Below are 22,650 nucleotides of genomic sequence, written 5' to 3' on the forward strand. Positions count from 1 at the left end.
TTTTGCGGTCAGGCGCCGCGGCCCTGGCAGACCGGACAATCCGCCCGCGCCTTCAGCCGCAGCTTGCGGTTCTCGCCCCAGAGCGCGTCGTAGAGCACCATCTCGCCGCGCAGCGGCTGGCCTGCCTCCGCGAGGTATTTCAGCGCTTCGACCGCCATCATCGAGCCGATGACGCCGGGCAGGGGGCCGATCACTCCGGCCTCTGCGCAGGTCGGCACCAGCCCGGGCGCGGGGGCCTCGGGGAAGACGCATTGGTAGCAGGGGCCGCCGCCCGCGGGGTCGAACAGGCTCAGCTGGCCCTCCCACTGGGTGATCGCCCCCGAGATCAGTGGCGTGGAGGTCTCCGCGCAGGTCCGGTTGACGAGATAGCGGGTGGCGAAATTGTCGGTGCCGTCGAGCACCAGGTCGTACTCCGCGATCAGTTCCGCCGCGATGCCGTCGTCGAGGCGCTGGTGATAGGGGCGGACCAGCACATGCGGGTTGATCTCGCGCAGCGCCATCTGTGCCGAGAAGACCTTGGGCATGCCGGTGCGTTCGGCCGTGTGGATGATCTGGCGGTGTAGGTTCGAGACATCGACCGTGTCGTCGTCGATGACCCCGATGGTGCCGACGCCCGCCGCTGCGAGATATTGCAGCACGGGCGCGCCCAGCCCGCCCGCGCCGATCACCAGCACCTTGGCGCGCTTCAGCTTCATCTGCCCCGGACCGCCGACCTCGCGCAGCAGGATCTGGCGCATGTAGCGGTCCAGCTCGTCATCCGACAGCGGCGCCCGCGGGTCGGGCTCCGGCTCCGGCGCGGGGTCTGGCTCCCGGTTCTCGGGGCGCACGCGGGATTTCAGCGCCCTGAGGCCCTGGACATACGCAAAGCCGATCGCGGCGAAGCCGCCGAGCAGCAGCCACATCTCCACCGACCCGCCGAGCGCGCGGTGCAGCGCCGCGCCGGGCGGCAGCAGGAGCAGGAGGGCGAGGGTCAGGATGTAGAGCAGCCCGATCATCAGCCAGCGGGCCTGGCGCGGCGCCTTCAGCGCCCAGCCGGCCAGCCAGATCGCTGCGGCGGCGGCGAGGAACAGGATCATCGCGGCGCCTCCGTCAGGGGCATCCGGGCGCGGGCGCAGGGCATGGGGGCGGTCCTTTCCAGGTCGGCTCGGTCCCCTGTCTGCCCCCGGACAGCCCTGTGATCAATGGGCGAATGGGCTCATTCGGCGGGCACGCGCACCAGCGCGAATGCCTCCTTGACCAGCGGGTCCAGCCCGTCGCCGCCTGCCTCCACATGGGCCGCCAGCTGCTGGCGCATCCGCGGTTCCCAGAAATCGTTCAGGTGGTCGGCCACGCGCTGGGCCTGGTCGCTGCCCGGCTGGGTCTTGAAGAAGGTGGCGATCTGGTTGGCCATCATGGCCATTTTCTCAGGCGACATTTGGATCCTCGGGCTGGATGCGGTCGGGGCGGCTGTAGAGGTCGAAGCCGTCGCCGCGGGCGAAGGCGGCAACGGTCAGCCCGGCCCCGCGGGCGAGGCGGAGCGCTGTGGCGGTGGGGGCGGAAACGGCGATCAGCACCGGCGACCCGGCGATGACGGTCTTCTGCACCATCTCGACCGAGACGCGGCTGGTCAGGACGATGGCGCCGTCTGCCGGATCGGTGCCGCGGCGGACCAGCGCGCCGATCAGCTTGTCGAGCGCGTTGTGGCGGCCGACATCCTCGCGGGCGCAGGTGATGCCCTTGCCGGGTTCGAGAAAGCCCGCCGCATGGACCGCGCGGGTCTGGTCATGCAGCGGCTGGTGGTGGCGCAGCTCCTCGGTGGCCCGGCCGGCCTCGGCGGCGGTCAGGCGCCAGTCCGGATCGGGCAGCACCGGCAGGGGCCGCAGCGCCTGTTCTAGGCTGTCGATGCCGCAGAGCCCGCAGCCCACGGGGCCGAGCATCGCCCGGCGCCGCGCCTTGACCTCGGCGGACCGGTCGGCCGAGAGCCAGAACCGCGCCTCGATCCCCGTGCCGTGCTCGGCCAGCTCGAAGCTGGCGATGTCCTCCGGCCCCTGCAGGATGCCCTCGCTGAGCGCGAAGCCGATGGCGAAATCCTCGATATCCGAGGGCGTCGCCATCATCACGGCCTGGGTCGACCCGTCGAAGGTGATCGCGACGGGGGTCTCCTCGGGCAGGGACCGGGTGATCTCGGCCTGCCCGCCGCCGCGATGGGCGTGGCCGGGCAGGCTGCGGACCGGTTTCATCGTCATTCCGCCGCCGGCAGGATCCGGCGGGACTTGGCGGCCTGGGCGTTGTACTCCTCCTGCCAGTCGGTGGGACCGTTGGAGGGCAGGACCTGCACCGCGGTGACCTTGTATTCCGGGCAGTTGGTGGCCCAGTCCGAGAAGTCGGTGGTGATCACGTTGGCCTGCGTGTCCGGGTGGTGGAAGGTCGTGTAGACCACCCCCGGCATCATCCGGTCGCTGATCTGCGCGCGCAGCGTGGTTTCGCCGGAGCGCGAGGCCAGCTTGATCCAGTCGCCGTCCTTCACGCCGCGGTTCTCGGCATCGGAGGCGTGGATTTCCAGGATGTCCTCGGGATGCCAGGCGGTGTTCTCGGTCCGCCGGGTCTGGGCGCCCACGTTGTACTGGCTGAGGATCCGCCCCGTCGTCAGCAGCAGCGGGAAGCACGGGCCGGTGCGTTCCTCGGTCGCCACGTACTCGGTGACGATGAACCGGCCCTTGCCGCGCACGAAGCCGTCGACATGCATGAGCGGCGTGCCGTCCGGGTTCGCGTCGTTGCAGGGCCACTGGACCGAGCCCTTCTCGTCCAGCATCTCGTAGGTGACATTGGCGAAGCTCGGCGTGGTCGCCGCGATTTCCGCCATGATCTCTGACGGATGGCCGTAGTTCCAGTCGGCGCCCATCGCCTGGGCGAGCTTCTGCGTGACCTCCCAGTCCTCGTAGCCGTTCTTCGGCGCCATCACCTTGCGCACCATGTTGATGCGGCGTTCCGCGTTGGTGAAGGTGCCGTTCTTCTCCAGGAAGGACGAGCCCGGCAGGAAGACATGCGCGTAGTTCGCCGTTTCGTTCAGGAAGAGGTCGTGGACGATGACGCAGTCCATTGCCGCAAGGCCGGCCGCCACGTGCTTGGTGTCCGGGTCGGATTGCAGGATGTCCTCGCCCTGGCAGTAGAGGCCCTTGAACGAACCGTTCACCGCTGCGTCCAGCATGTTGGGGATGCGCAGGCCGGGCTCGGGGTCGATCTCGACGCCCCAGGCGTCCTCGAAGATCTTGCGGACCTCTGGCATCTTCACGTGGCGGTAGCCGGGCAGCTCGTGCGGGAAGGAACCCATGTCGCACGATCCCTGCACGTTGTTCTGGCCGCGCAGCGGGTTCACGCCCACGCCCTGCCGGCCGATATTGCCGGTCAGCATGGCGAGGTTGGCGATGCCCATCACGGTGGTGGAGCCCTGGCTGTGCTCGGTCACGCCGAGCCCGTAATAGATCGCGCCGTTGCCGCCCTGCGCGAAGAGCCGCGCTGCGTCGCGCATCTCGACGGCCGGGACGCCGGTCATGTCCTCGATCGCCTCGGGGCTGTGGCGCGGATCGGAGATGAATTCCGCGTATTCCTGGAACTCGTCCCAGTCGCAGCGCTCGCGGATGAAGGCCTCGTCATAGAGCTTCTCGGTGACGATGACATGGGCGAGGCCGGAGACCACGGCGACGTTGGTGCCCGGGCGCAGCGGCAGGTGGTGCGCGGCGCGGATATGGGCGGATTTCACCAGGTCGATGCGGCGCGGATCGATGACGATCAGCTTGGCGCCCTGGCGCAGCCGCTTCTTCAGCCGCGAGGCGAAGACCGGGTGGCCGTCGGTCGGATTGGCGCCGATGACGATGACCACATCCGTGTGCTCGACCGAGTCGAAATCCTGCGTGCCGGCCGAGGTGCCGAAGGTCTGTCCCAAGCCATAGCCTGTCGGCGAATGGCAGACGCGCGCGCAGGTATCGGTGTTGTTGTTCATGAAGACGCCGCGGGCGAGCTTCTGGACGAGGTAGGTTTCCTCGTTGGTGCAGCGGCTGGAGGTGATCACGCCGATGGAGCGGCGGCCGTGCTTCTGCTGGATGCCCTTCAGGCGGTCCGCGGCGAAGCTCAGCGCCTCGTCCCAGCTGACCTCCCGCCACGGCTCGTCGATCGTGTCGCGGATCATCGGATTGAGGATGCGGTCCTTGTGCGAGGCGTAACCATAGGCGAAGCGGCCCTTGACGCAGCTATGGCCGCGGTTCGCCTTGCCGTGCTTCCACGGCACCATGCGCACGAGGTCGTCGCCGTTGAGTTCGGCCTTGAAGGAGCAGCCGACGCCGCAATAGGCGCAGGTGGTCACGACCGAGCGCTCCGGCGTGCCGAGTTCCCAGATCGATTTCTCCTGCAGCGTCGCGGTCGGGCAGGCCTGCACGCAGGCGCCGCAGCTGACGCAGTCCGAGGACAGGAAGTTGTCCGAGGCGGCGCCGGCCGAGACCCGGCTGTCGAAGCCGCGGCCCTCGATGGTCAGCGCGAAGGTGCCCTGCACCTCTTCGCAGGCGCGGACGCAGCGCGAGCAGACGATGCATTTCGACGGGTCGTAGGTGAAATACGGGTTCGACTCGTCCTTGGCGATGTAGCGGAAGTTGCCCGGTCCGTCGCGGCGGTCGGCATCGGCCTTGCTGAGCGCGCCGGTCCCGGTCGGGTCGAAATGGTTCTGGCCGCTCTCGTAGCGCACGTCGCGCAGGCCGACCATGCCGGCCATGTCCTGCAGCTCGCAATCGCCGTTCGCGGCGCAGGTGAGGCAGTCCAGCGGGTGGTCGGAGATGTAGAGCTCCATCACCCCCTTGCGGATCTTCTTCACCTTGGCGCTCTGCGTGTGGACCTTCATCCCCGGCGCGACCGGGGTGGTGCACGACGCCGGCGTGCCGCGGCGGCCCTCGATCTCCACGACGCAGAGGCGGCAGGAGCCGAAGGCCTCGACGCTGTCGGTGGCGCAGAGCTTCGGAATCTTCAGGCCGGCCAGCATCGCGGCGCGCATCACCGAGGTATGTTCGGGCACCGTGACCTCGACCCCGTCGATGGTCAGCGTCACCGGCTTGCCTTCGCGGGCGGGCGTGCCGAGATCGGCATCGGTATCCCACGGAATGATGAAATCCTTCATTCGGCTGCCTCCTTGGCGGTGGTGGCGAAGTCTTCGGGGAACTGCTTCAGCGCGGACATGACGGGGAAGGGGGTGAAGCCGCCGAGCGCGCAGAGCGAGCCGTCCTTCATGGTCTCGCAGAGATCGGTCAGGAGCGGGATGGCCGAGGCGTCGCCGCGGGCGATCCGGTCGATGGTCTCGACGCCGCGCACGGCGCCGATCCGGCAGGGGGTGCATTTCCCGCAGCTTTCCACCGCACAGAATTCCATCGCGAAGCGCGCCATGCCCAGCATGTTGGCGGTGTCGTCGAAGACCACGATCCCGGCATGGCCGATCAGCGCTTCCTTGCGGTCGAATTCCTCGTAGCCGAAGGGCGTGTCGAATTTCTCGGGGGCCAGATAGGCGCCGAGCGGGCCGCCGACCTGCACTGCCTTGACCGGGCGGCCTGAGGCCGTGCCGCCGGCGATGTCGTTGACCAGCTCGCCCAGCGGCATGCCGAAGGCGGTCTCGAACAGGCCGCCGCGCTTGACGTTGCCAGCGATCTGGATCGGCATCGTGCCCTTGGAGCGGCCGAGCCCGAAATCGGCGTAGAACTGCGCGCCCTTCTCGAAGATCACCGGCACGGTGGCGAGCGACAGCACGTTGTTGACGACGGTCGGGCGGCCCATGAAACCCTCGAGCGCCGGAAGCGGCGGCTTGGCGCGGACGACGCCGCGCTTGCCTTCCAGCGAGTTCAGGAGTGAGGTCTCCTCGCCGCAGACATAGGCGCCGGCGCCGACGCGCAGTTCCAGGTCGAAGGCGGGGCCTTCGCCCATCACCTTGGCGCCGAGGATCCCGGCCTTCTGCGCGGCGGCGATGGCCGCGCGCATGATGGCGTTGGCCTGCGGGTATTCGGAGCGCGAATAGATGTAGCCCTTGGTTGCGCCGGTCGCGAGACCGGCGATGATCATGCCCTCGATCAGGGTGAAGGGGTCGCCTTCCATGATCATCCGGTCGGCGAAGGTGCCGCTGTCACCCTCGTCGGCATTGCAGACGATGTATTTCTGGTCCGCATGCGCGAGCCGCACCGTGTCCCACTTGATGCCGGTCGGGAAGCCCGCGCCGCCGCGGCCGCGCAGGCCGGACAGCTTGACCTCGTCGACGATCGCTTCGCCGGACATCCCCAGCGCGCGGCGCAGGCCGACGAGGCCGCCATGGGCTTCGTAATCGGCCAGGCCGAGCGGATCGGTGATGCCGCAGCGGGCGAAGGTCAGGCGGGTCTGCTTCGCCATCCAGGGCAGCTCTTCGACCAGCCCCAGCGATTTCCGGCCATCGCCGTCGAAGACTTGGCCTGCCTCGGAGGGCAGGAGCGGGCCGAAGCCCTTGCGGCCCTCGGGGGTTTCGATCTCCACGAGCGGCTCCAGCCAGACCATGCCGCGGGTGCCGTTGCGGACGATCTCGGCCTCGATGCCGCGCTTGGCGGCTTCGGCGGCGACGGCCTCGGCCACCGCATCTGCGCCGAGCGCGCGGGCGGCGCTGTCGAGGGGAACGTAGATCTTCATGCCCCGGCCTCCTTCAGGATGGCGTCCATCTTCTCGCCGTCCACGCGGCCATGCAGCGTTTCGCCGACCATGACGGCGGGCGCGCAGGCGCAGAGTCCGAGGCAGTAGACCGGCTCGACCGTGACATTGCCGTTCGGCGTGGTGCCGTGCCAGGCGAGGCCCAGCTTGGCCAGCGTCGCGTCGGCCAGCGCGTTGGCGCCCATCGACTGGCAGGCCTCGGCGCGGCAGATCTTCACGACATGGCGGCCCGCGGGGACTTTCCGGAAGTCATGGTAGAAGGACATGACGCCATGCACTTCGGCGCGGGTGATGTTCAGCGCATCGGCAATCGGCTGGATCGCGGAGTCCGGCACATGGCCGTAGGTTTCCTGCAGCGCATGGAAGATCGGCAGCAGCGGACCTTCCAGGTGAAGCTGCGCGTGGATCAGCGATTCAATCTCTTCTGCGGTCGGCTGCGGGAAATCCCGTGGCATGCAGTCCTCCAGGTCGGTTTTTGCGGCATCCTGAGAACAAGAGGATTAAGAAATCAATATGGGCTTTCCGTCGCTTGATTGGAATTTCCTATCAGCGGGGGCGGCACCTCCGCGGCTCCCGGCGGGCCGGGCGGCCGCAGGTCCTTGAGATGCAGGAGCTTTCGAGCCGCGCGGCGCGGAAAATCGGGATCCGACCGGGCAACGCAGCCGAAGGCACATCCTCGCTGCATAGTTTACAGGAGGTTTATGCTTGCCGCAACGGCAGCGCGTGGCCGGGTCAGTCCGCGGCCAGGGCCTGCGCGATGCGCAGGGCGAGGCGGCGGGCAACCTCGTCCTTGCCCATGCGCGGCCAGTCCTCGGCGCCGTCCGCGGTGATCAGCGTCACGGCGTTCTCGCTGCCGCCCATGATGCCGGTCGCGGGCGAGACGTCATTGGCGAGGATCCAGTCGCAGCCCTTGCGCGCCCGCTTGGCGGTGGCATTGGCGATCACGTCGTCGGTCTCGGCGGCAAAGCCCACGACCAGCGGCGGGCGGCCCTCGGCCAGCTGCGAGACGGTCTTCAGGATGTCGGGGTTCTCGGCGAATTCCAGCGCGGGGGCCCTGCCCGTGCCATCCTTCTTCATCTTCGAGCCGCTGGCATTCTCGACCCGCCAGTCGGCCACCGCGGCGGCGAAGACGGCGGCATCGGCTGGCAGGGCGGCGAGGGCGGCATCGCGCATCTCGCGCGCGGTCTCCACCCGGACCAGTTCCACGCCCGCGGGCGGCGGCACTTCGCCGGGGCCGGTGACGAAGCGCACATGCGCGCCCAGGTCGCGCAGCGCGCGGGCAATGGCGACGCCCTGCGCGCCGGAGGAGCGGTTGGCGATGTAGCGCACCGGGTCGATCGGCTCGTGCGTCGGACCGGAGGTGACCAGCACCGTCTTCCCGGCCAGCGGCTTCGGTCCGAGCGCGGCGTCGATGGCCGCGAGGATCGCGGCCGGCTCGGCCATCCGGCCGGGGCCGTATTCGCCGCAGGCCATCTCACCCGACTCCGGTCCGGCGATGGCGATGCCGTCTGCGGCCAGCGTGGCGAGGTTCCTCTGCGTGGCGGGATGCTCCCACATCCGGACATTCATCGCGGGTGCGATCAGCACCGGCGTGTCGGTCGCCAGCAGCAGCGTCGTCGCGAGGTCGTCGGCGATCCCCTGTGCCATGCGCGCCATCAGGTTGGCGGTGGCGGGCGCGACGACCACCAGATCGGCGACGCGGCTGAGCTGGATATGGCCCATCTCCGCCTCGGAGGTCAGGTCGAACAGCTCGGCATGCACCGCCTCTCCGGCCAGGGCCGAGACCGAAAGCGGCGTCACGAACTCGCCCGCCGCGGCGGTCATCACCGGCGTCACCGCTGCCCCTGCCTTGCGGCAGAGCCGGATGAGTTCCAGCACCTTGTAGGCGGCGATGCCGCCGCCGATGATCAGGAGAATGCGCTTGCCTGCCAGCATCTTGAGAATGTCCCCCGGGAACCGGTCCCGGGGGCATCTAAGGGCAGGACGGGACCGGACACAATGGCTGCCTCTGCCGCGGATACGCGTCCGGAGGGACCCCGCGGGGCCGCTCCTCACTCGTTACAGGTGGTATGGTAGCTGTAATTTTCCCTGAGTCACCAGGATGGATCGCATATCCGGCATGCAGAATTTTCATTCATATCGACGGCATCTACCGGAACGCCGCGCAGGGATCGCCGCGGGGTGCCGGTTCGGTCGCGATCTGCACGTCGAACCTGTCGCCGGGGTCCTCTTCGCCGTGCTCGGAGAGCGCGATGGCTGCCACCCGGACATCCGGCGCGGCGGCGGCCAGCGCGGCGGGCATGCCCCAGTCGCGGCGCACATGGCCCCGACCGGCAATCACCACCACCGGCGCGCCATAGCGCTCCAGCGCGTCCAGGGCGGTGCGGGCGAAGGCGGCATCGCGCAGCCGCTGGGCCTCGACCATTCCCGGCAGCATCTCCTCGGGCAGGGCGCCGCAATGCGCGTCGCGCTGCAGGCCGAGCCGGTCCTCCAGCTGGGTAGCAGGCAGGTCCGCGGCCAGGCCGTAGCGCAACGCCCCGTCGCCGAAGGCGGCGGCGGCGCCGCCGGAGATGGCGGCGCGCAACGTCTCGCGCGGCAGCGCGGCGCCCAGCACGGCAGCCTCGGGCGCGGCGGTGAAGATCGGGTAGTACATCGCGAAATCCGGCCAGCCCGATCCGTCCCAGCCGAGCGCCGCGCGCATCGACGGCTCCGACCGGTCCGCCAGCCCGTCAAGCGCGGCCGCCTGTTCGGGCGACAGCATCTCGAAGACCAGCGCCCTGGGCGCCAGTTCGGCGGTGAATTCCGCCTGAAGCCGGTGATGCGCGGGATTGTCGTGGGTCTCGCCCAGCAGCACGATCTGCGCGCCGCGGGCAGGTTCGGGGAGGGACTCCGCCCCGGCCGGGACGGCCAGGAGGGACAGGCAGAGCAGGAGCGTCCGGCCGGACGCCCTCAGAGGAAGTCGGCCAGCACCACGTTGCGGGATTCCAGCGTGCGGCGCATCTTGGTGAAGGCCGCCGCCTCCAGCTGGCGCACGCGTTCCTTCGACAGGCCCAGCTCCTGGCCGAGGCTCTCCAGCGTCCGCGTGTCCTCGCGCAGCTTGCGTTCGCGGATGATGAAGCGTTCCCGCTCGTTCAGCGCCTCCATCGCCACGCCCAGATAGTCGCGCAGATGCGCCGCGTCGTGCTCCAGCTCCACCTGATGCGAGGACTGGCTGCCCTCGTCCTCCAGCGTGTCGATCCATTCGCGCCCGTCCTCGTCGCTGGACTGGGTGGCGTTCAGCGAGAAATCCGAACCCGAGAGCCGCCCCTCCATCATCTCGACATCCTGCAGGGGAACGCCGACCTCGGTGGCGATCATATGGCGCAGCTGGTGGCTGTCCAGCATCTCGCCGCGGGCCTCGGCCTCGCGCTCCAGCCGCGCCTGGACCCGGCGGAGGTTGAAGAACAGGGATTTCTGCGACGAGGTGGAGCCGGTGCGCACCATCGACCAGTTGCGCATCACGTAATCCTGAATGGAGGCCTTGATCCACCAGACCGCGTAGGTGGAGAACCGGACGCCGCGGTCGGGGTCGAACTTGTCTGCCGCCTTCATCAGGCCGAGGCTGGCCTCCTGGATGAGGTCGTTCATCGGCGCGCCGTAGCGCCGGAACTTGGACGCCATCGAGATCGCCAGCCGCATGTAGGCGGTGATCAGCCGGTGCAGCGCCCGTTCGTCGCGCTGGTCGCGCCAGGCGTATGCGAGTTTGAGTTCGGTTTCCGCATCCAGTAATTCCGCTTTCATCGCGTGGCGCGACAAGGTCTGGTCAGTTGCGATAGCATCAAGGGCCATGGGGTCCGGTCTCCTCTTGTCATCACAACTACGCGCGAGACCCCGTTTTGGTTCAGCCCCGGAGGAAAAAATGTTGCCAAATCTCGCTCTCGTGCTAGGCGGCGCGGCTTCCGGAAAGTCGAAATTTGCCGAAAGCCTGATAGATAACAGCGGGTTGCGAAAATTCTACCTGGCGACTTCACAGATTTGGGATGACGAGATGTCGCTCAAAGTGGAGGCACATCGAGAACAGAGGGGCAACGGCTGGACCACGATCGAGGCGCCGATGGCCGTCGACGAGGCGCTGCACCGCTGTCCGGCAGGGGCGGGGATCCTGCTCGACTGCGCGACGATGTGGCTGACCAATGTCATGCTGGCCGAGGCGGATGTCGAGGCGGCGGAGATGGCGCTGCTGGCCGCGCTTTCCGCGGCGCCGGGTCCGGTTGTGGTGGTCTCCAACGAGGTCGGGCAGGGCATCGTGCCCGACAACCCGCTGGCGCGGCGGTTCCGCGATGCGCAGGGACGGCTGAACCAGAAGCTGGCGGCGCAGGCGGGGCTGGTGGTCTTCGTGACGGCGGGGCTGCCGATGGCGCTGAAGGGAGTGCTGCCGTGACCATGCTGCATTGGGTGCGCCACGGGCCGACGCATGCCAAGACGATGGTCGGCTGGACCGACCTGCCCGCCGACCTGTCCGACGCGGCGCAGGTCGCGCGGCTGTCGGCGCATCTGCCGGCGCAGGCTCGGCTGGTGTCGTCCGACCTGTCTCGGGCCGCGGCCACGGCCGATGCGCTGGCGGGGCCGGGACGGCTGCGGCTGCCGCATGACCCGGACCTGCGGGAGATCCATTTCGGCGCCTGGGAAAACCGCGCCTTCGCCGAGATAGACGCCGATGAGCCCGAGGCCATCGCCGCCTTCTGGCAGGCCCCAGGGGCGTCGTGCGCGACGGGGGGCGAGAGCTGGGACATGCTGTCGGCGCGGGTGTCGGCGGCGGCGGACCGGCTGGCCGGGCTGGGCGGCGAGGTGATCGTGGTGGCGCATTTCGGCGCGATCCTCACCCAGCTTCAGCGCGCCCGCGGGCTGCCCGCAGCCGAGATTTTCGCCCAGAAGGTGGACAACCTGTCGGTGACGCGGCTGCACTGGACCGGCGCCGGCTGGCAGGAAGGCTGCGCCAATCACTGCCCGTGATGGCGAGCCGCACAAAACGCCATTTCCGCCGCGCGGACCGCGCGGCTAGGCTCTGCCGCATGAGCTACGAACTGTATGTCGGACACGCGTCCTATTCGAGCTGGTCGCTGCGCGCTTGGCTCCTTCTCCACCGGTTCGGCCTGGAACACAGGCTGGCCCAAGTCGATGTCTACGAGGGCCGCAAGATGGCCGATCTCGCGCCGGTGGCCCCTGCCAGGACCGTGCCGGTCCTGGTCCTGCCGGACGGCACGGCGGTGGGCGAGAGCCTCGCCATCGCCGAGACCCTGCACGAGCGCCACCCGGACGCCGGGTTCTGGCCTGCCGATCCGGCGGCGCGGGCGGCGGCGCGCTGGGTGACCTCCGAGATGCATGCGGGCTTCGGCGCGCTGCGCGGCAACTGCCCGATGGTGGTCACCCACCGCCGCACGGATTTCGTGCCGCCCGCCGAGGTGCTGGCCGATCTGGAGCGGATCGGGGAGCTGTGGGCCTTCGCCCGGACCCGCGCGGCCGGAACGGGGCCGTGGCTGTTCGGGGAATACAGCATTGCCGACGCCTTCTATGCGCCGGTGGCGATGCGGATCGCGGGCTACGGCCTGCCGGTTGCCGGAGCGGCGCGCGGCTACGTCAATGCCCATCTCGCGGATCCGGCCATCGCCGCCTGGCGGGAGATCGGCGCCGGCTGGCCGATGGCGGAGGAGCCGCCCTATGCGCAGGGAACGGCAAGGGAGCCCTGGCCCGCAGCGGTGTGATCCCGTGGCGGCATCGTGATCATGGTTAACCTGCCGTTAGCGCGGGGCCGTGCTAAGCTGCGGCCATGCGACGGCTGCTTCTCATCCTCTGCCTCCTCTTGCCGGCTCTTGCCGCAACGGCGGAGCCGCGCAGCTACCGGCTCGACCCCGCCGGGTCGGAGGTGCGCTTCGGCTATGCCGTCGGCGGGGTGCCGGGCGAGGGGGTGATGCCGGTCAAGTCGGCGCGGATGGCGATCGACTTCGCCAGGCTGGAGCGCTCGAAGGCCGAGGTGGTGCTGGACGTGCCGCGCATCCGTGCCTCCAGCCAGATGATCACCGACGCGCTGAAGGGCGAGAGCATGCTGCATGCCGCGGCCTATCCGGAAATCCGCTTCGTGTCGTCGAAGGTCAGCGGGTCGGTGCGCGACGGGGCGACGATCTCGGGCATGGTCACGATCCGCGGCGTCACCCGGCCGCTGGCGCTGAAGGCGCAGCTGTACCGGCCGCCCGACAGCGCCGAGGGCGATCTCAGCCGCCTGACCGTGCTGCTGACCGGCACGATCAACCGCCACGATTTCGGTGCGGACGGCTATGGCGAGCTCGTTTCCGGCCGCGTCGACCTGCGGATCCGGGCGCAGCTGGCGGAAACCGGGGGGTGATCCCGGAACAACCTGGCCGCGGCTCCCGTTGACCGGGCGACCACAGCAAGGAAAGGAGCGTCCCATGATACGCAAGCACGGATCCGCCGTCTGGCGCGGCGAGCTCAAGACCGGCACCGGCACCGTCAGCACCCAGAGCGGCGCGCTCGACAGCCAGCCCTACGGCTTCAACACCCGCTTCGAGGACAAGGCCGGCACCAATCCCGAGGAACTGGTGGGCGCGGCCCATGCCTCCTGCTTCTCGATGGCGCTGTCGATGATCCTCGGCGAGGCCGGGTTCGCCGCCGAGGAGATCAAGGCGCGCTCGACCGTCTTCCTCGACAAGGAAGAGGGCGGCTTCGCGGTGCAGAAGCTGCATCTGACCGTCGAGGCCACGGTGCCCGGCGCTTCCGAAGAGGCGTTCCTGGAGGCGGCGCGGACGGCCAAGGAAAATTGCCCGATCTCGAAGCTTATGGCGGCCGAGATCACCATGGATGCGGCGCTCGAAACATCCATGGCCTGAGGGCGGAGCTGCGTGTGCCGGACCGGCATGCGCAGCCCGGAACATGCCGGCAGCGGCGTGCAAGTCCTTCATTCGGCGCGGCTTAAGGCACGCAAAAATTGAATAACATGATAAGTAACGCTCGACAGCAGATCTCCTCCCTTGTATCCGTGGTGGGGTAACGTGCGGAACCATTTTTTCGAATTCCGCCGTTCTGGAGGAGATAGATAAAATATGAGAAAACTCTTATGTGCCGCGGCGATGGTCGCGGCGCCTGCCTTTGCGCATTCTTCCACTCTGCTGAACGGCGTCGAGGTTACCGAGGCGTTCGTGCTGTCCGCGCCGGACGACACGGCCTCGTTTTCCTATGAGACCGGAGGGCAGAGCTTCAAGCTTTCGGGCATCTCCGTCGCGGGCACCGATGCCCATGACGGCGACTCCCTGTCGCTGGTCCTCTATGGCCTCGACTCTGCATCGACTCCGTTTTCCACGGTGATCGACCTGTCGCCCGACAGCCCATCGGCTGCCCTCGCATATTCGTCGATCGCGGATTTCGTGATTTCCAGCGATTTCACCGTGGAATTCTCGATGACGGGCGCGCCCGCCAATGCCGGCATCACCTTCAGCTTCACGCCGCAGGCGGTTCCTGTGCCAATGGCCGGCGCATTGCTCGGCACCGCGCTGCTGGGCGGCGGCGCCTTTGCCGTCCGCCGGAAGGCATCCTGACCGGCGGCGCCGCGCGTCCCGGATTGCGGCGCGCGGCGAATCGTGCTCGCGCGCTGCGTTTTCCCCTTTCGGTCCGGACTGCGGCATGATAGCGGCAAGCTCCTGCAATTGCTCCATAGAAACGTGAACATCGCATTGACTCGTCGGTCTGTGCGCATGGATGCCGTGCATCGCACTTCCGGTTGCGGCGAGCGTGCGCAGATGGTCTTCTACCGAAGATTGTTTCTGGTGTTAAAAATGAAGATATTGAGAATTTTCCCTCGATATTTCAGGTTCTGACCCTATACCGGCCCTATAGGATGGTTAACGCGAGCGGTGGCAATTCCGCGCCCTCCGCCCATCGAAGGAACGGACGCGAAATGTATAGATATGTAATTCCGGCGGCTGTCGCTGCCATGCCTTTTGCTGCCTCGGCAGCGACCTACAATGTCGACCTGGATACTCTGACGTCGCCCTTCTACGTCGCCGAGACGCTGGAAGCCGGCGTTGACGAGGTCGATACCTACAACTTCACCTCCGCAACGGCCTATGACATCTCGTCGGTCGTCTCCCTCGGCATCGGCAACAGCGCGGGCGCGGATGTCACCGCGATGACCCTGACGATCGACGGCGTCGATTACGCCTACACCCTGATCGGGAGCGTCGGCGGCCTGACCTATGCAGCTGCCGAAGGCGTGCCGCTGAGCAACATCACCTCCTTCTCGATCACGATCGACTCCACCGGCGAGCAGCAGGACGTGGGCTACAACCTCCGCGTCGTCTACGAACCCTCCGCGGTTCCGCTGCCCGCTGCCGGCGGCATGCTCGGCCTTGCCCTGCTGGGCGGCGCGGCCGTCCTGCGCGGCCGCCGCAAGTCGGACGAAGCCTGATCGCACGCAATCCGCGCTGTGTTGCAGGGGCACGGGTCAATCCCGTGCCCCTTGGCGTGCGCGGGGCAGGGGGCGGACGGCGTGCGGCGACGGGAAAAACCCCGCGCCGGGGGGCTTTGGCGGCTGCAGGCCACGCAGCGCTAGAACTCGTCCTCCCCTTGGGCTAAAGGGGCCGGGACGAGACAAAGGCACCCCCCAATGGCACGCATCCTGATCACTTCCGCGCTTCCCTACATCAACGGCATCAAGCATCTCGGCACGCTGATCGGGTCGCAGCTTCCGGCGGATCTCTATGCCCGCTACAACCGGGCGAAGGGCAACGAGGTCCTGTTCCTCTGCGCGACCGACGAGCATGGCACCCCGGCCGAGCTGGCCGCGGCCAAAGCCGGGAAACCCGTCGCCGAATACTGCACCGAGATGCATGCCACGCAGTCGAAGCTGGCCGAGGGGTTCCGCCTCAGCTTCGACCATTACGGCCGCTCCTCCTCGAAGCAGAACCGCGAGCTGACCCAGGATTTCGCCGCCGCGCTGGCCGAGAACGGCTTCATCGACGAAGTCTCCGAGAAGATGGTCTACTCGAATGCCGACAGCCGCTTCCTGCCCGACCGCTACATCGAGGGGACCTGCCCGAACTGCGGCTACGACAAGGCCCGCGGCGACCAGTGCGAGAACTGCACCAAGCAGCTGGACCCGACCGACCTGATCAATCCGCGTTCGGCGATCTCCGGCTCCACCGACCTCGAAGTCCGCGAGACCAAGCACCTCTATCTGAAGCAATCCGCGCTGAAGGACGATCTGGATGCCTGGATCGATTCCAAGGCCGACTGGCCGATCCTGACCACGTCGATTGCCAAGAAATGGCTGCATGACGGCGACGGCCTGCAGGACCGCGGCATCACCCGCGACCTCGACTGGGGCGTGCCGGTGCAGAAGGGCCGCGAGCCCTGGCCGGGGATGGAGGGCAAGGTCTTCTATGTCTGGTTCGACGCGCCGATCGAATACATCGGCTGCGCCGCCGAATGGGCCGAGGCCAAGGGGCTGGGCGACGAGGCCTGGCAGCGCTGGTGGCGCACCGACAAGGGCGCGGAGGATGTCCGCTACGTCCAGTTCATGGGCAAGGACAACGTGCCCTTCCACACGCTCAGCTTCCCGGCGACGATCATGGGCTCGCGCGAGCCCTGGAAGCTCGTCGACTACATCAAGTCCTTCAACTACCTGAACTATGACGGCGGGCAGTTCTCGACCTCGCAGGGCCGGGGCGTGTTCATGGATGCGGCGCTGGAGATCCTGCCGTCGGACTACTGGCGCTGGTGGCTGCTGAGCCACGCACCGGAAAGCTCCGACAGCGAGTTCACCTGGGAGAACTTCCAGGCCGGCGTGAACAAGGACCTTGCCGACGTGCTGGGCAACTTCGTCAGCCGCGTGACCAAGTTCTGCCGCTCGAAATTCGGCGAAGTGGTGCCCGACGGCGGGGCATGGGGCGAGGCCGAGGAGGCCGTGCTGAATGACATCGAGGCGCGGGTGAAGACCTACGAGGCCCTGATGGAGGCGATGGAGGTCCGCAAGGCGTCGCAGGAACTGCGCGCCATCTGGGTGGCGGGCAACGAATACCTGCAGGCCGCCGCGCCCTGGTCGGTGTTCAAGACCGACCCCGAGGCCGCCGCCGCGCAGGTCCGCTTCGCGCTGAACCTCGCCGTGATCTATGCCGGGCTCAGCTCGCCCTTCATCCCGGACGCGGCGGAGAAGCTGCGCGAGACCTTCGCGCTGCAGGTCATCGACTGGCCGGAGGATATCCGCGCGGCCATGGCCGAAACGCTGAAGCCGGGCCATGCCTTCGCCGTGCCGGACGTGCTTTTCGCCAAGATTACCGACGACCAGCGCGACGAGTGGCAGGCGCGCTTCGCCGGGCAGTGAGCCCGGCTGCCCGGTAAACGGGCAGTGGCCGCGCCGCGGCACGTCTGCGGCGACAAACCGTTTGTCCCCCATTCGGCGGATGCCTAATGCTGCGGGCGGGGCTGTCGGCCCCGCCGGAAGCGAGGAAGACCGAATGACCGAGATGGCGAAGCGCTACGAACGCAACATGGGCGGCTACGGGGCCAATCCGCCCGATGCAGCATGGCCGGGCGGCGCCCGGATCGCGGTCAACTTCGTCGTCAACTACGAAGAGGGCGGCGAGAACTGCCTGCTCCACGGCGACACCTATTCCGAGGCCTTCCTCTCCGAGATCGTCGGCGCGGCCAACTGGCCGGGGCAGCGGCATTGGAACATGGAGTCGATCTACGAATACGGCGCGCGCGCCGGGTTCTGGCGGCTGCACCGCATTTTCACCCGCAGCAACGTGCCGGTCACGGTCTACGGCGTCGCCTCGGCGCTGGCGCGCAGCCCCGCCCAGGTCATGGCGATGCAGGAGGCCGGATGGGAAATGGCCAGCCACGGCCTTAAGTGGATCGAGTTCAAGGACATGCCCGCGGAGGAGGAGGAGGCCCAGATGATGGAGGCGATCCGCCTCCATGCCGAGGTCACCGGCGAGCGCCCGCGCGGCTGGTACACCGGGCGCGCCTCGATGAACTCGGTGCCGCTGGCCGCGCTGGAAGGCGGCTTCGACTACATCGCCGACACCTATGACGACGACCTGCCCTACTGGAAGCGCTTCGGCGGCCGCGAGCAGCTGATCATCCCCTACACGCTGGATGCCAACGACATGCGCTTCGCCTCGGCGCAGGGCTTCAACACCGGCGAGCATTTCTTCACCTACCTGAAGGACACGTTCGACGGGCTCTATGCCGAGGGCGTGGCGGGCAGGCCGAAGATGATGACCGTCGGCCTGCATTGCCGCCTGGCCGGACGGCCGGGCCGGGCAGAGGCGGTGCGGAAGTTCCTCGACTACGTCCTGAGCCGCGACCAGGTCTGGATCGCCACCCGGGCCGAGATCGCCGCGCATTGGGCGCAGGAGCATCCGCCGGCGGAGACCTTCCGCCCGACCGAGCTGGCGAAGGACGCCTTCGTCGCGAAGTTCGGCAGCATCTACGAGCATTCGCCCTGGATTGCCGAACGCGCCTGGGGGCTGGAAATGGGCCCGGCCTACGACTCGCTGGCGGGCATGCACATGGCGCTGGCCCGCGCCTTCCGGTCGGCCAGCGGCGAGGAGCGCATGGGCGTCCTGGCGGCGCATCCGGATCTTGCGGGAAAGCTGGCCGCGGCCAAGCGGCTGACCGCCGAGTCGGCCGCCGAGCAGGCCTCGGCCGGGCTCGACGCGCTGACCGATGCGGAGCGGGCGGAGTTCGAACGGCTCAACGGGGCCTACACGGCGAAATTCGGCTTCCCCTTCATCATTGCAGTGCGCGACAACACCAAAGGGACCATTCTGGAGGCATTCAACAGAAGGTTGTCCCACGATGCGGAAAGCGAATTTGCCGAGGCTTGCAGGCAGGTCGAACGCATCGCATATCTTCGCCTGTCCGAATTCCTCTCGTAATCCAGAAAGATCAGACGCTAGATGCCGTCGATAGAAAACCTCAACCCGGACATGCCGCTTTTCGCGCGCACCGGGATCAACCTGGCTTCGGCGGGCCTCGGGGCCCGCGCTGTCAGCAGCTCCAACGAATTCTTCGCCCCGCTCGAGCGCATGCTCGCGGATGCGCCTGCGATCTTCATCCCCGACAAGTTCGATGACCACGGCAAGTGGATGGACGGCTGGGAGACCCAGCGGCGCCGCGACGGCGGGCATGACTGGGGCATCATCAAGCTCGCGGCGCCCGGCCGGGTGCTGGGCTTCGACGTCGATACCTCGCATTTCACCGGCAACTATGCTCCGGCCTGCCGGATCGAGGCGGCCTGGCTGCCCGCGGGCAAGGAGCCGGACGAGGAGACCTCCTGGGTCACCATCCTCAACCACAAGGCGCTCGGCGCCAGCGCGCACCACTACTTCCCGTGCAAGAGCTACGAGCTCTGGACCCACCTGCGGCTGCACATCTATCCCGATGGCGGCGTGGCGCGGCTGCGCGTCTTTGGCGTGCCGGAGCTGGACCCGACCGGCGACGGCCAGGAGATCGACCTGGTCGCGGCGCTGAACGGCGGCCGCGTGCTGGGCTTCTCGGATGCGCATTACGGCGACGTCAACCGCCTGCTGGCACCGGGGCGCGGCCTCAACATGGGCGACGGCTGGGAAACCCGGCGGCGGCGCGAGCCGGGCTACGACTGGATGGTCATCGCCCTCGGCGCGCGCGGCCACATCCACAAGGCGCTGGTCGACACCTGCCATTTCAAGGGCAACTTCCCCGACCGCTGCTCGATCCAGGCAGCCGATCTGGGTGCCTTCGGCGACGGGCTGACCGACGCGCTGATCACCGACTCGATGTTCTGGAAGGAACTGCTGCCGCCGCAGCGGCTGTCGGCGGACGCGATCCACACCTACGCCGACGAGCTGGAAGCCGATTTCGGCGCGGTGACGCATGTGCGCTTCAACATCTTCCCGGATGGCGGGGTGAGCCGGCTGCGGCTCTTCGGCCGTCCGGCATGACGATCCTCGCAAGGCCGCTGACCCAGGCGGCCTTCGCGCCCTTCGGCGACGTGCTGGAGGCTGCGGGGGCGCCCGACAAGCTGATCAACCAGGGGCTCTGCGGCCGGTTCCACGACCTGGCGCAGCTCGATTTCGGACCGGGCGGCCGGGCCGGGGTCAGCCTGTTCAAGGCCGAGCCGCGCAGCCTTCCCTACAAGCTGGAGATGGTCGAGCGCCATCCCGAGGGCAGCCAGGCCTTCCTGCCGATGTCGATGGATCCGTTCCTCGTCGTCGTGGCCGAGGGCCGGGACGATGTGCCGGGGCCGGTTCATGCCTTCCTGACGGCGCCGGGGCAGGGGATCAACCTGCACCGCGGCACCTGGCACGGCGTGCTGACGCCGCTGTCGGCGCCGGGGCTCTTCGCCGTGGTCGACCGCATCGGGGACACGGCCAATCTCGAGGAACACTGGTTCGACGCGCCGATGACGGTCGCGGCCGCCTGAGCGCTACTTGGCCTCGGCCGCGAGGTCGGGGCCGGGCGGCGGCGCGATGTTGGCGCGGTCCGGCATTTCCGGATCGCCCGCGCCCCAGATGCCGCTTTCATGGACCCAGCCGCGGATGCCGTCCGCGGTGATGCGGCACCAGCCGGACTCGCATTCCTTCAGCTGGGCGATCACGCCCTCCTGCGCCTCGGCCAGCACCTCGGAGGCGTCCTCGGGGCCGCGGTGGATCTCCAGCATGTCGTCGTCGACGATCACCGTGCGGTTGCGGCTGAGCAGCACGTAATGCACCCAGCCGCCGAAGCCGTCGCGGTCGACGACGCGGCGCCAATGGCCGTATTCGGCCGTCACCATCAGCGGCATGTTGCGGTGCTTGAACACCCAGTCGATGCGGTGGTTGATCGAGGGCCCGCGCCGGGCATTCGCCTCGGGCGCCTTCATCGACACCCAGCGCGGCAGCGGCTGGCCGGTTTCGGAGCCGATTTTCTGCTGCTGGGCAGCTGCCGGTGCCGCCGCGGCGAGCGCGACCGCCAAGACGGCCCTGTACAATGGTCTCATTGCCTTGCCTCTGCTCTGCCTGGGCCGCGGTTTAAATTGCCGCGCGCGCACCGGGGTTCTTGTGTCCCCTGATCTTATGCCGCAATTTGCCACCGAATGGGGCTCAAGGAAAGACCGAGGGTGGAGAGAATGGGGCAGGACCGTTTGAAAGTTGTCGTGACCCGGCGGTTGCCGGAAGCCGTTGAGAAGCGCCTGGCGGATCTCTTCGACACCACCCTGCGCGAAGACGACACGCCGATGACCAAGGCGGAGCTGATCGAGGCGATCCGCACGGCCGACGTCCTGGTGCCGACGGTGACCGACCAGATCGACGCGGGCATGATCGCCCAGGCCGGCCCGAACATGAAGCTCTTCGCCAACTATGGCGCGGGGGTCGACCACATCGACGTCCGCACCGCGCGGCAGCGCGGCATTCTCGTGACCTACACCCCCAATGTCGTCACCGACGACACCGCCGACATGGCGATGGCGCTGATGCTGGGCGTCACCCGGCGCATCCCCGAGGGCCTGGCTCTGATGCAGTCCGGCCAGTGGAAGGGCTGGGCCCCGACCGCGCTACTGGGCGGCCGCCTCGGCGGGCGGCGGCTGGGGATCATCGGCATGGGCCGGATCGGCACCGCGGTGGCGCGCCGCGCCCGGGCCTTCGGGCTGGAAATCCACTACCACAACCGGCGTCCCGTCCATTCCTCGGTCGCCGAGGAGCTGGGCGCGACCTATTGGGAAGACCTCGACGAGATGATCCGCCGCTCGGACATCCTGTCGGTCAACTGCCCGTCGACGGCCGACACGTTCCACCTGGTCAACGCGCGGCGGCTGAAGCTGATGAAGCGCACCGCCGTCGTGGTGAACGTCTCGCGCGGCGAGGTGATCGACGAGGCGGCGCTGACCCGGGCGCTGCGCGCCGGCGAACTGGCCGGGGCGGGGCTCGACGTGTTCGAGAAGGGCCCCGAGTCGACCGCGCCGCTGCGCGACCTGACCAATGTGGTGCTGCTGCCGCACATGGGCTCGGCCACGGTCGAGGGCCGGATCGAGATGGGCGAGAAGGTGATCATCAACATCAAGACCTTCGCCGACGGCCACCGCCCGCCGGACCAGGTCATTCCCGGGATGCTGTGACCGGACCGGGGGCCGCGCTGCGGCCCCTTCGCGTTTCCGGCGGGATCAGGCGCCGTGGCGCATGTCGACGGCGAACAGGTCCTGGTCGGGGCGCAGCCGCTTCACCTGCTGGGTGACGTCGGTCATGTAGACCAGCGCGCCGAGGATGCCGCCCTCGCCGGAATTCACCGGGCGCATGTCGCAGCGCATGATCGTCGCCCGGCCGTGGTCCGGCAGCGCGACATGGTATGTCTGCAGCTTGCCCGCGAAACAGGCGTCGAGCCGGGCGCGGGCGCGCGTCTCGAAGCGGTGGCGGCCGATCACCTCGGCCAGCGGCATCCCCATCAGCGATATCTGCTGCCGCCCGAAATGGCGCGCGGTCTCCTCGCTGGTGGCGATCAAGCAGTAATCCGTGCCGATCAGCGACAGCCGCCCCTCGGCGAAGGCGACATAGTCGGCCACCGATCCGCCGAAATGCGCGGCCGGGCGCGCGCCGGAGGGCCGGGTCATGCAGGGCACGGCCGCGGTCCGTTCCGGCTGGCCGATCGCGCCGCAGGCTTCCTGTGCCGCATCCAGCAGCGCCGACAGCTCGGGGGCGAAGCCCTGCATCTGCGCGTCGCGCTGGATCAGGTTGACGATGCAGGCCAGCTTCTGCGCCGCCTCCTGCGGGTCGCGCGGCGCCGCCCCGAGGACTTCGCCGCGAAGGTCGCTTGCCTGGCGCAGCAGCAGCGACAGGTCAGCCGTGTCGGGCTCGTCCCGCTGCAGCAGCGCGTCGATGCGGCTGTTCACGAGGCTGTACTGCGCAAGCGCACTCAGCAGAGACATGTTCCGTCCGCCAAAACATTCATCCTGAATTCAACGTGCGG

23 protein-coding genes are annotated in these 22,650 nt (G+C 68.3%); 12 read left to right on the forward strand and 11 right to left on the reverse strand.

Going from position 1 to position 22,650, the window contains the following annotated elements; genetic code table 11:
- Window positions 1-8 precede the first annotated feature (8 nt).
- From HCC78_RS10655 to HCC78_RS10695, 9 genes are all read right to left on the reverse strand, one after another.
- Window positions 9-1,076 (reverse strand): molybdopterin-synthase adenylyltransferase MoeB, encoded by a 1,068-nt coding sequence (locus tag HCC78_RS10655; protein ID WP_172328757.1) that lies wholly within the window; start codon window positions 1,074-1,076, stop codon window positions 9-11.
- A 119-nt stretch (window positions 1,077-1,195) separates the two neighbouring features.
- On the reverse strand, window positions 1,196-1,414 hold the full coding sequence (locus HCC78_RS10660; RefSeq protein ID WP_172328758.1) for a formate dehydrogenase subunit delta: 219 nt from the start codon (window positions 1,412-1,414) through the stop codon (window positions 1,196-1,198).
- Window positions 1,404-2,225, reverse strand: coding sequence for a formate dehydrogenase accessory sulfurtransferase FdhD (gene fdhD, locus HCC78_RS10665; RefSeq protein ID WP_172328759.1), 822 nt, complete (start codon window positions 2,223-2,225; stop codon window positions 1,404-1,406). The genes HCC78_RS10660 and fdhD overlap by 11 nt, the downstream gene beginning before the upstream one ends.
- Window positions 2,222-5,140, reverse strand: a complete 2,919-nt coding sequence (fdhF, locus tag HCC78_RS10670) for a formate dehydrogenase subunit alpha (RefSeq protein WP_172328760.1) — start codon at window positions 5,138-5,140, stop codon at window positions 2,222-2,224. The genes fdhD and fdhF overlap by 4 nt, the downstream gene beginning before the upstream one ends.
- Window positions 5,137-6,660 (reverse strand): NADH-ubiquinone oxidoreductase-F iron-sulfur binding region domain-containing protein, encoded by a 1,524-nt coding sequence (locus HCC78_RS10675; RefSeq protein WP_172328761.1) that lies wholly within the window; start codon window positions 6,658-6,660, stop codon window positions 5,137-5,139. The genes fdhF and HCC78_RS10675 overlap by 4 nt, the downstream gene beginning before the upstream one ends.
- Window positions 6,657-7,133 (reverse strand): formate dehydrogenase subunit gamma, encoded by a 477-nt coding sequence (locus HCC78_RS10680; protein ID WP_172328762.1) that lies wholly within the window; start codon window positions 7,131-7,133, stop codon window positions 6,657-6,659. The genes HCC78_RS10675 and HCC78_RS10680 overlap by 4 nt, the downstream gene beginning before the upstream one ends.
- Window positions 7,134-7,410: 277 nt before the next feature.
- Window positions 7,411-8,613 (reverse strand): bifunctional phosphopantothenoylcysteine decarboxylase/phosphopantothenate--cysteine ligase CoaBC, encoded by a 1,203-nt coding sequence (gene coaBC / locus HCC78_RS10685; RefSeq protein ID WP_172328763.1) that lies wholly within the window; start codon window positions 8,611-8,613, stop codon window positions 7,411-7,413.
- 214 nt (window positions 8,614-8,827) lie between these two features.
- Window positions 8,828-9,631 carry a ChaN family lipoprotein gene (locus HCC78_RS10690; protein ID WP_172328846.1) on the reverse strand — a complete coding sequence of 268 codons (804 nt, stop codon included), beginning with the start codon at window positions 9,629-9,631 and terminating at the stop codon, window positions 8,828-8,830.
- On the reverse strand, window positions 9,628-10,506 hold the full coding sequence (locus HCC78_RS10695; protein ID WP_172328764.1) for an RNA polymerase factor sigma-32: 879 nt from the start codon (window positions 10,504-10,506) through the stop codon (window positions 9,628-9,630). The genes HCC78_RS10690 and HCC78_RS10695 overlap by 4 nt, the downstream gene beginning before the upstream one ends.
- Window positions 10,507-10,576: 70 nt before the next feature.
- On the opposite strand from HCC78_RS10695, the gene cobU reads away from it, so the two are divergent.
- The 11 genes from cobU (at window position 10,577) to HCC78_RS10750 (ending at window position 20,134) form a co-directional block, all read left to right on the forward strand.
- Window positions 10,577-11,098, forward strand: coding sequence for a bifunctional adenosylcobinamide kinase/adenosylcobinamide-phosphate guanylyltransferase (gene cobU / locus HCC78_RS10700; protein WP_172328765.1), 522 nt, complete (start codon window positions 10,577-10,579; stop codon window positions 11,096-11,098).
- Between the two features lie 2 nt (window positions 11,099-11,100).
- Entirely contained in the window at window positions 11,101-11,670 is a 570-nt protein-coding gene (locus HCC78_RS10705; RefSeq protein WP_216671111.1) for a histidine phosphatase family protein, read from the forward strand.
- A 59-nt stretch (window positions 11,671-11,729) separates the two neighbouring features.
- Complete coding sequence (locus tag HCC78_RS10710; RefSeq protein WP_172328767.1) at window positions 11,730-12,419, forward strand: glutathione S-transferase; 690 nt, start codon at window positions 11,730-11,732, stop codon at window positions 12,417-12,419.
- A gap of 65 nt (window positions 12,420-12,484) precedes the next feature.
- On the forward strand, window positions 12,485-13,057 hold the full coding sequence (locus HCC78_RS10715; RefSeq protein ID WP_172328768.1) for a YceI family protein: 573 nt from the start codon (window positions 12,485-12,487) through the stop codon (window positions 13,055-13,057).
- A gap of 64 nt (window positions 13,058-13,121) precedes the next feature.
- On the forward strand, window positions 13,122-13,559 hold the full coding sequence (locus HCC78_RS10720; RefSeq protein ID WP_172328769.1) for an OsmC family protein: 438 nt from the start codon (window positions 13,122-13,124) through the stop codon (window positions 13,557-13,559).
- A 213-nt stretch (window positions 13,560-13,772) separates the two neighbouring features.
- Window positions 13,773-14,264 carry a hypothetical protein gene (locus tag HCC78_RS10725; RefSeq protein WP_172328770.1) on the forward strand — a complete coding sequence of 164 codons (492 nt, stop codon included), beginning with the start codon at window positions 13,773-13,775 and terminating at the stop codon, window positions 14,262-14,264.
- Between the two features lie 359 nt (window positions 14,265-14,623).
- The gene (locus HCC78_RS10730; RefSeq protein ID WP_216671110.1) at window positions 14,624-15,133 is read left to right on the forward strand and encodes a hypothetical protein; all 510 of its coding nucleotides are present in this window, start codon (window positions 14,624-14,626) and stop codon (window positions 15,131-15,133) included.
- A gap of 198 nt (window positions 15,134-15,331) precedes the next feature.
- Window positions 15,332-17,047 carry a methionine--tRNA ligase gene (gene metG / locus HCC78_RS10735; RefSeq protein WP_172328772.1) on the forward strand — a complete coding sequence of 572 codons (1,716 nt, stop codon included), beginning with the start codon at window positions 15,332-15,334 and terminating at the stop codon, window positions 17,045-17,047.
- A 133-nt stretch (window positions 17,048-17,180) separates the two neighbouring features.
- Window positions 17,181-18,608 carry an allantoinase PuuE gene (gene puuE, locus HCC78_RS10740; RefSeq protein WP_172328773.1) on the forward strand — a complete coding sequence of 476 codons (1,428 nt, stop codon included), beginning with the start codon at window positions 17,181-17,183 and terminating at the stop codon, window positions 18,606-18,608.
- A gap of 21 nt (window positions 18,609-18,629) precedes the next feature.
- Window positions 18,630-19,652, forward strand: a complete 1,023-nt coding sequence (gene alc, locus HCC78_RS10745; protein WP_172328774.1) for an allantoicase — start codon at window positions 18,630-18,632, stop codon at window positions 19,650-19,652.
- Window positions 19,649-20,134: an ureidoglycolate lyase gene (locus HCC78_RS10750; protein ID WP_172328775.1), complete on the forward strand. Its 486-nt coding sequence runs from the start codon at window positions 19,649-19,651 to the stop codon at window positions 20,132-20,134. Before alc ends, HCC78_RS10750 begins: the two co-directional genes overlap by 4 nt.
- A gap of 3 nt (window positions 20,135-20,137) precedes the next feature.
- On the opposite strand, the gene HCC78_RS10755 is transcribed toward HCC78_RS10750, so the two are convergent.
- Entirely contained in the window at window positions 20,138-20,689 is a 552-nt protein-coding gene (locus tag HCC78_RS10755) for an SH3 domain-containing protein (protein ID WP_172328776.1), read from the reverse strand.
- Window positions 20,690-20,818: 129 nt separating this feature from the next.
- On the opposite strand from HCC78_RS10755, the gene HCC78_RS10760 reads away from it, so the two are divergent.
- Window positions 20,819-21,805, forward strand: coding sequence for a D-glycerate dehydrogenase (locus HCC78_RS10760; RefSeq protein WP_172328777.1), 987 nt, complete (start codon window positions 20,819-20,821; stop codon window positions 21,803-21,805).
- A 45-nt stretch (window positions 21,806-21,850) separates the two neighbouring features.
- Here the strand turns inward: HCC78_RS10760 and HCC78_RS10765 are convergent, their stop codons facing one another.
- Window positions 21,851-22,609, reverse strand: a complete 759-nt coding sequence (locus HCC78_RS10765; protein ID WP_172328778.1) for a PAS domain-containing protein — start codon at window positions 22,607-22,609, stop codon at window positions 21,851-21,853.
- Between the last annotated feature and the right edge of the window lie 41 nt (window positions 22,610-22,650).

The sequence above is a fragment of the Mangrovicoccus sp. HB161399 genome, assembly GCF_013184745.1.
Lineage (GTDB): Bacteria > Pseudomonadota > Alphaproteobacteria > Rhodobacterales > Rhodobacteraceae > Mangrovicoccus.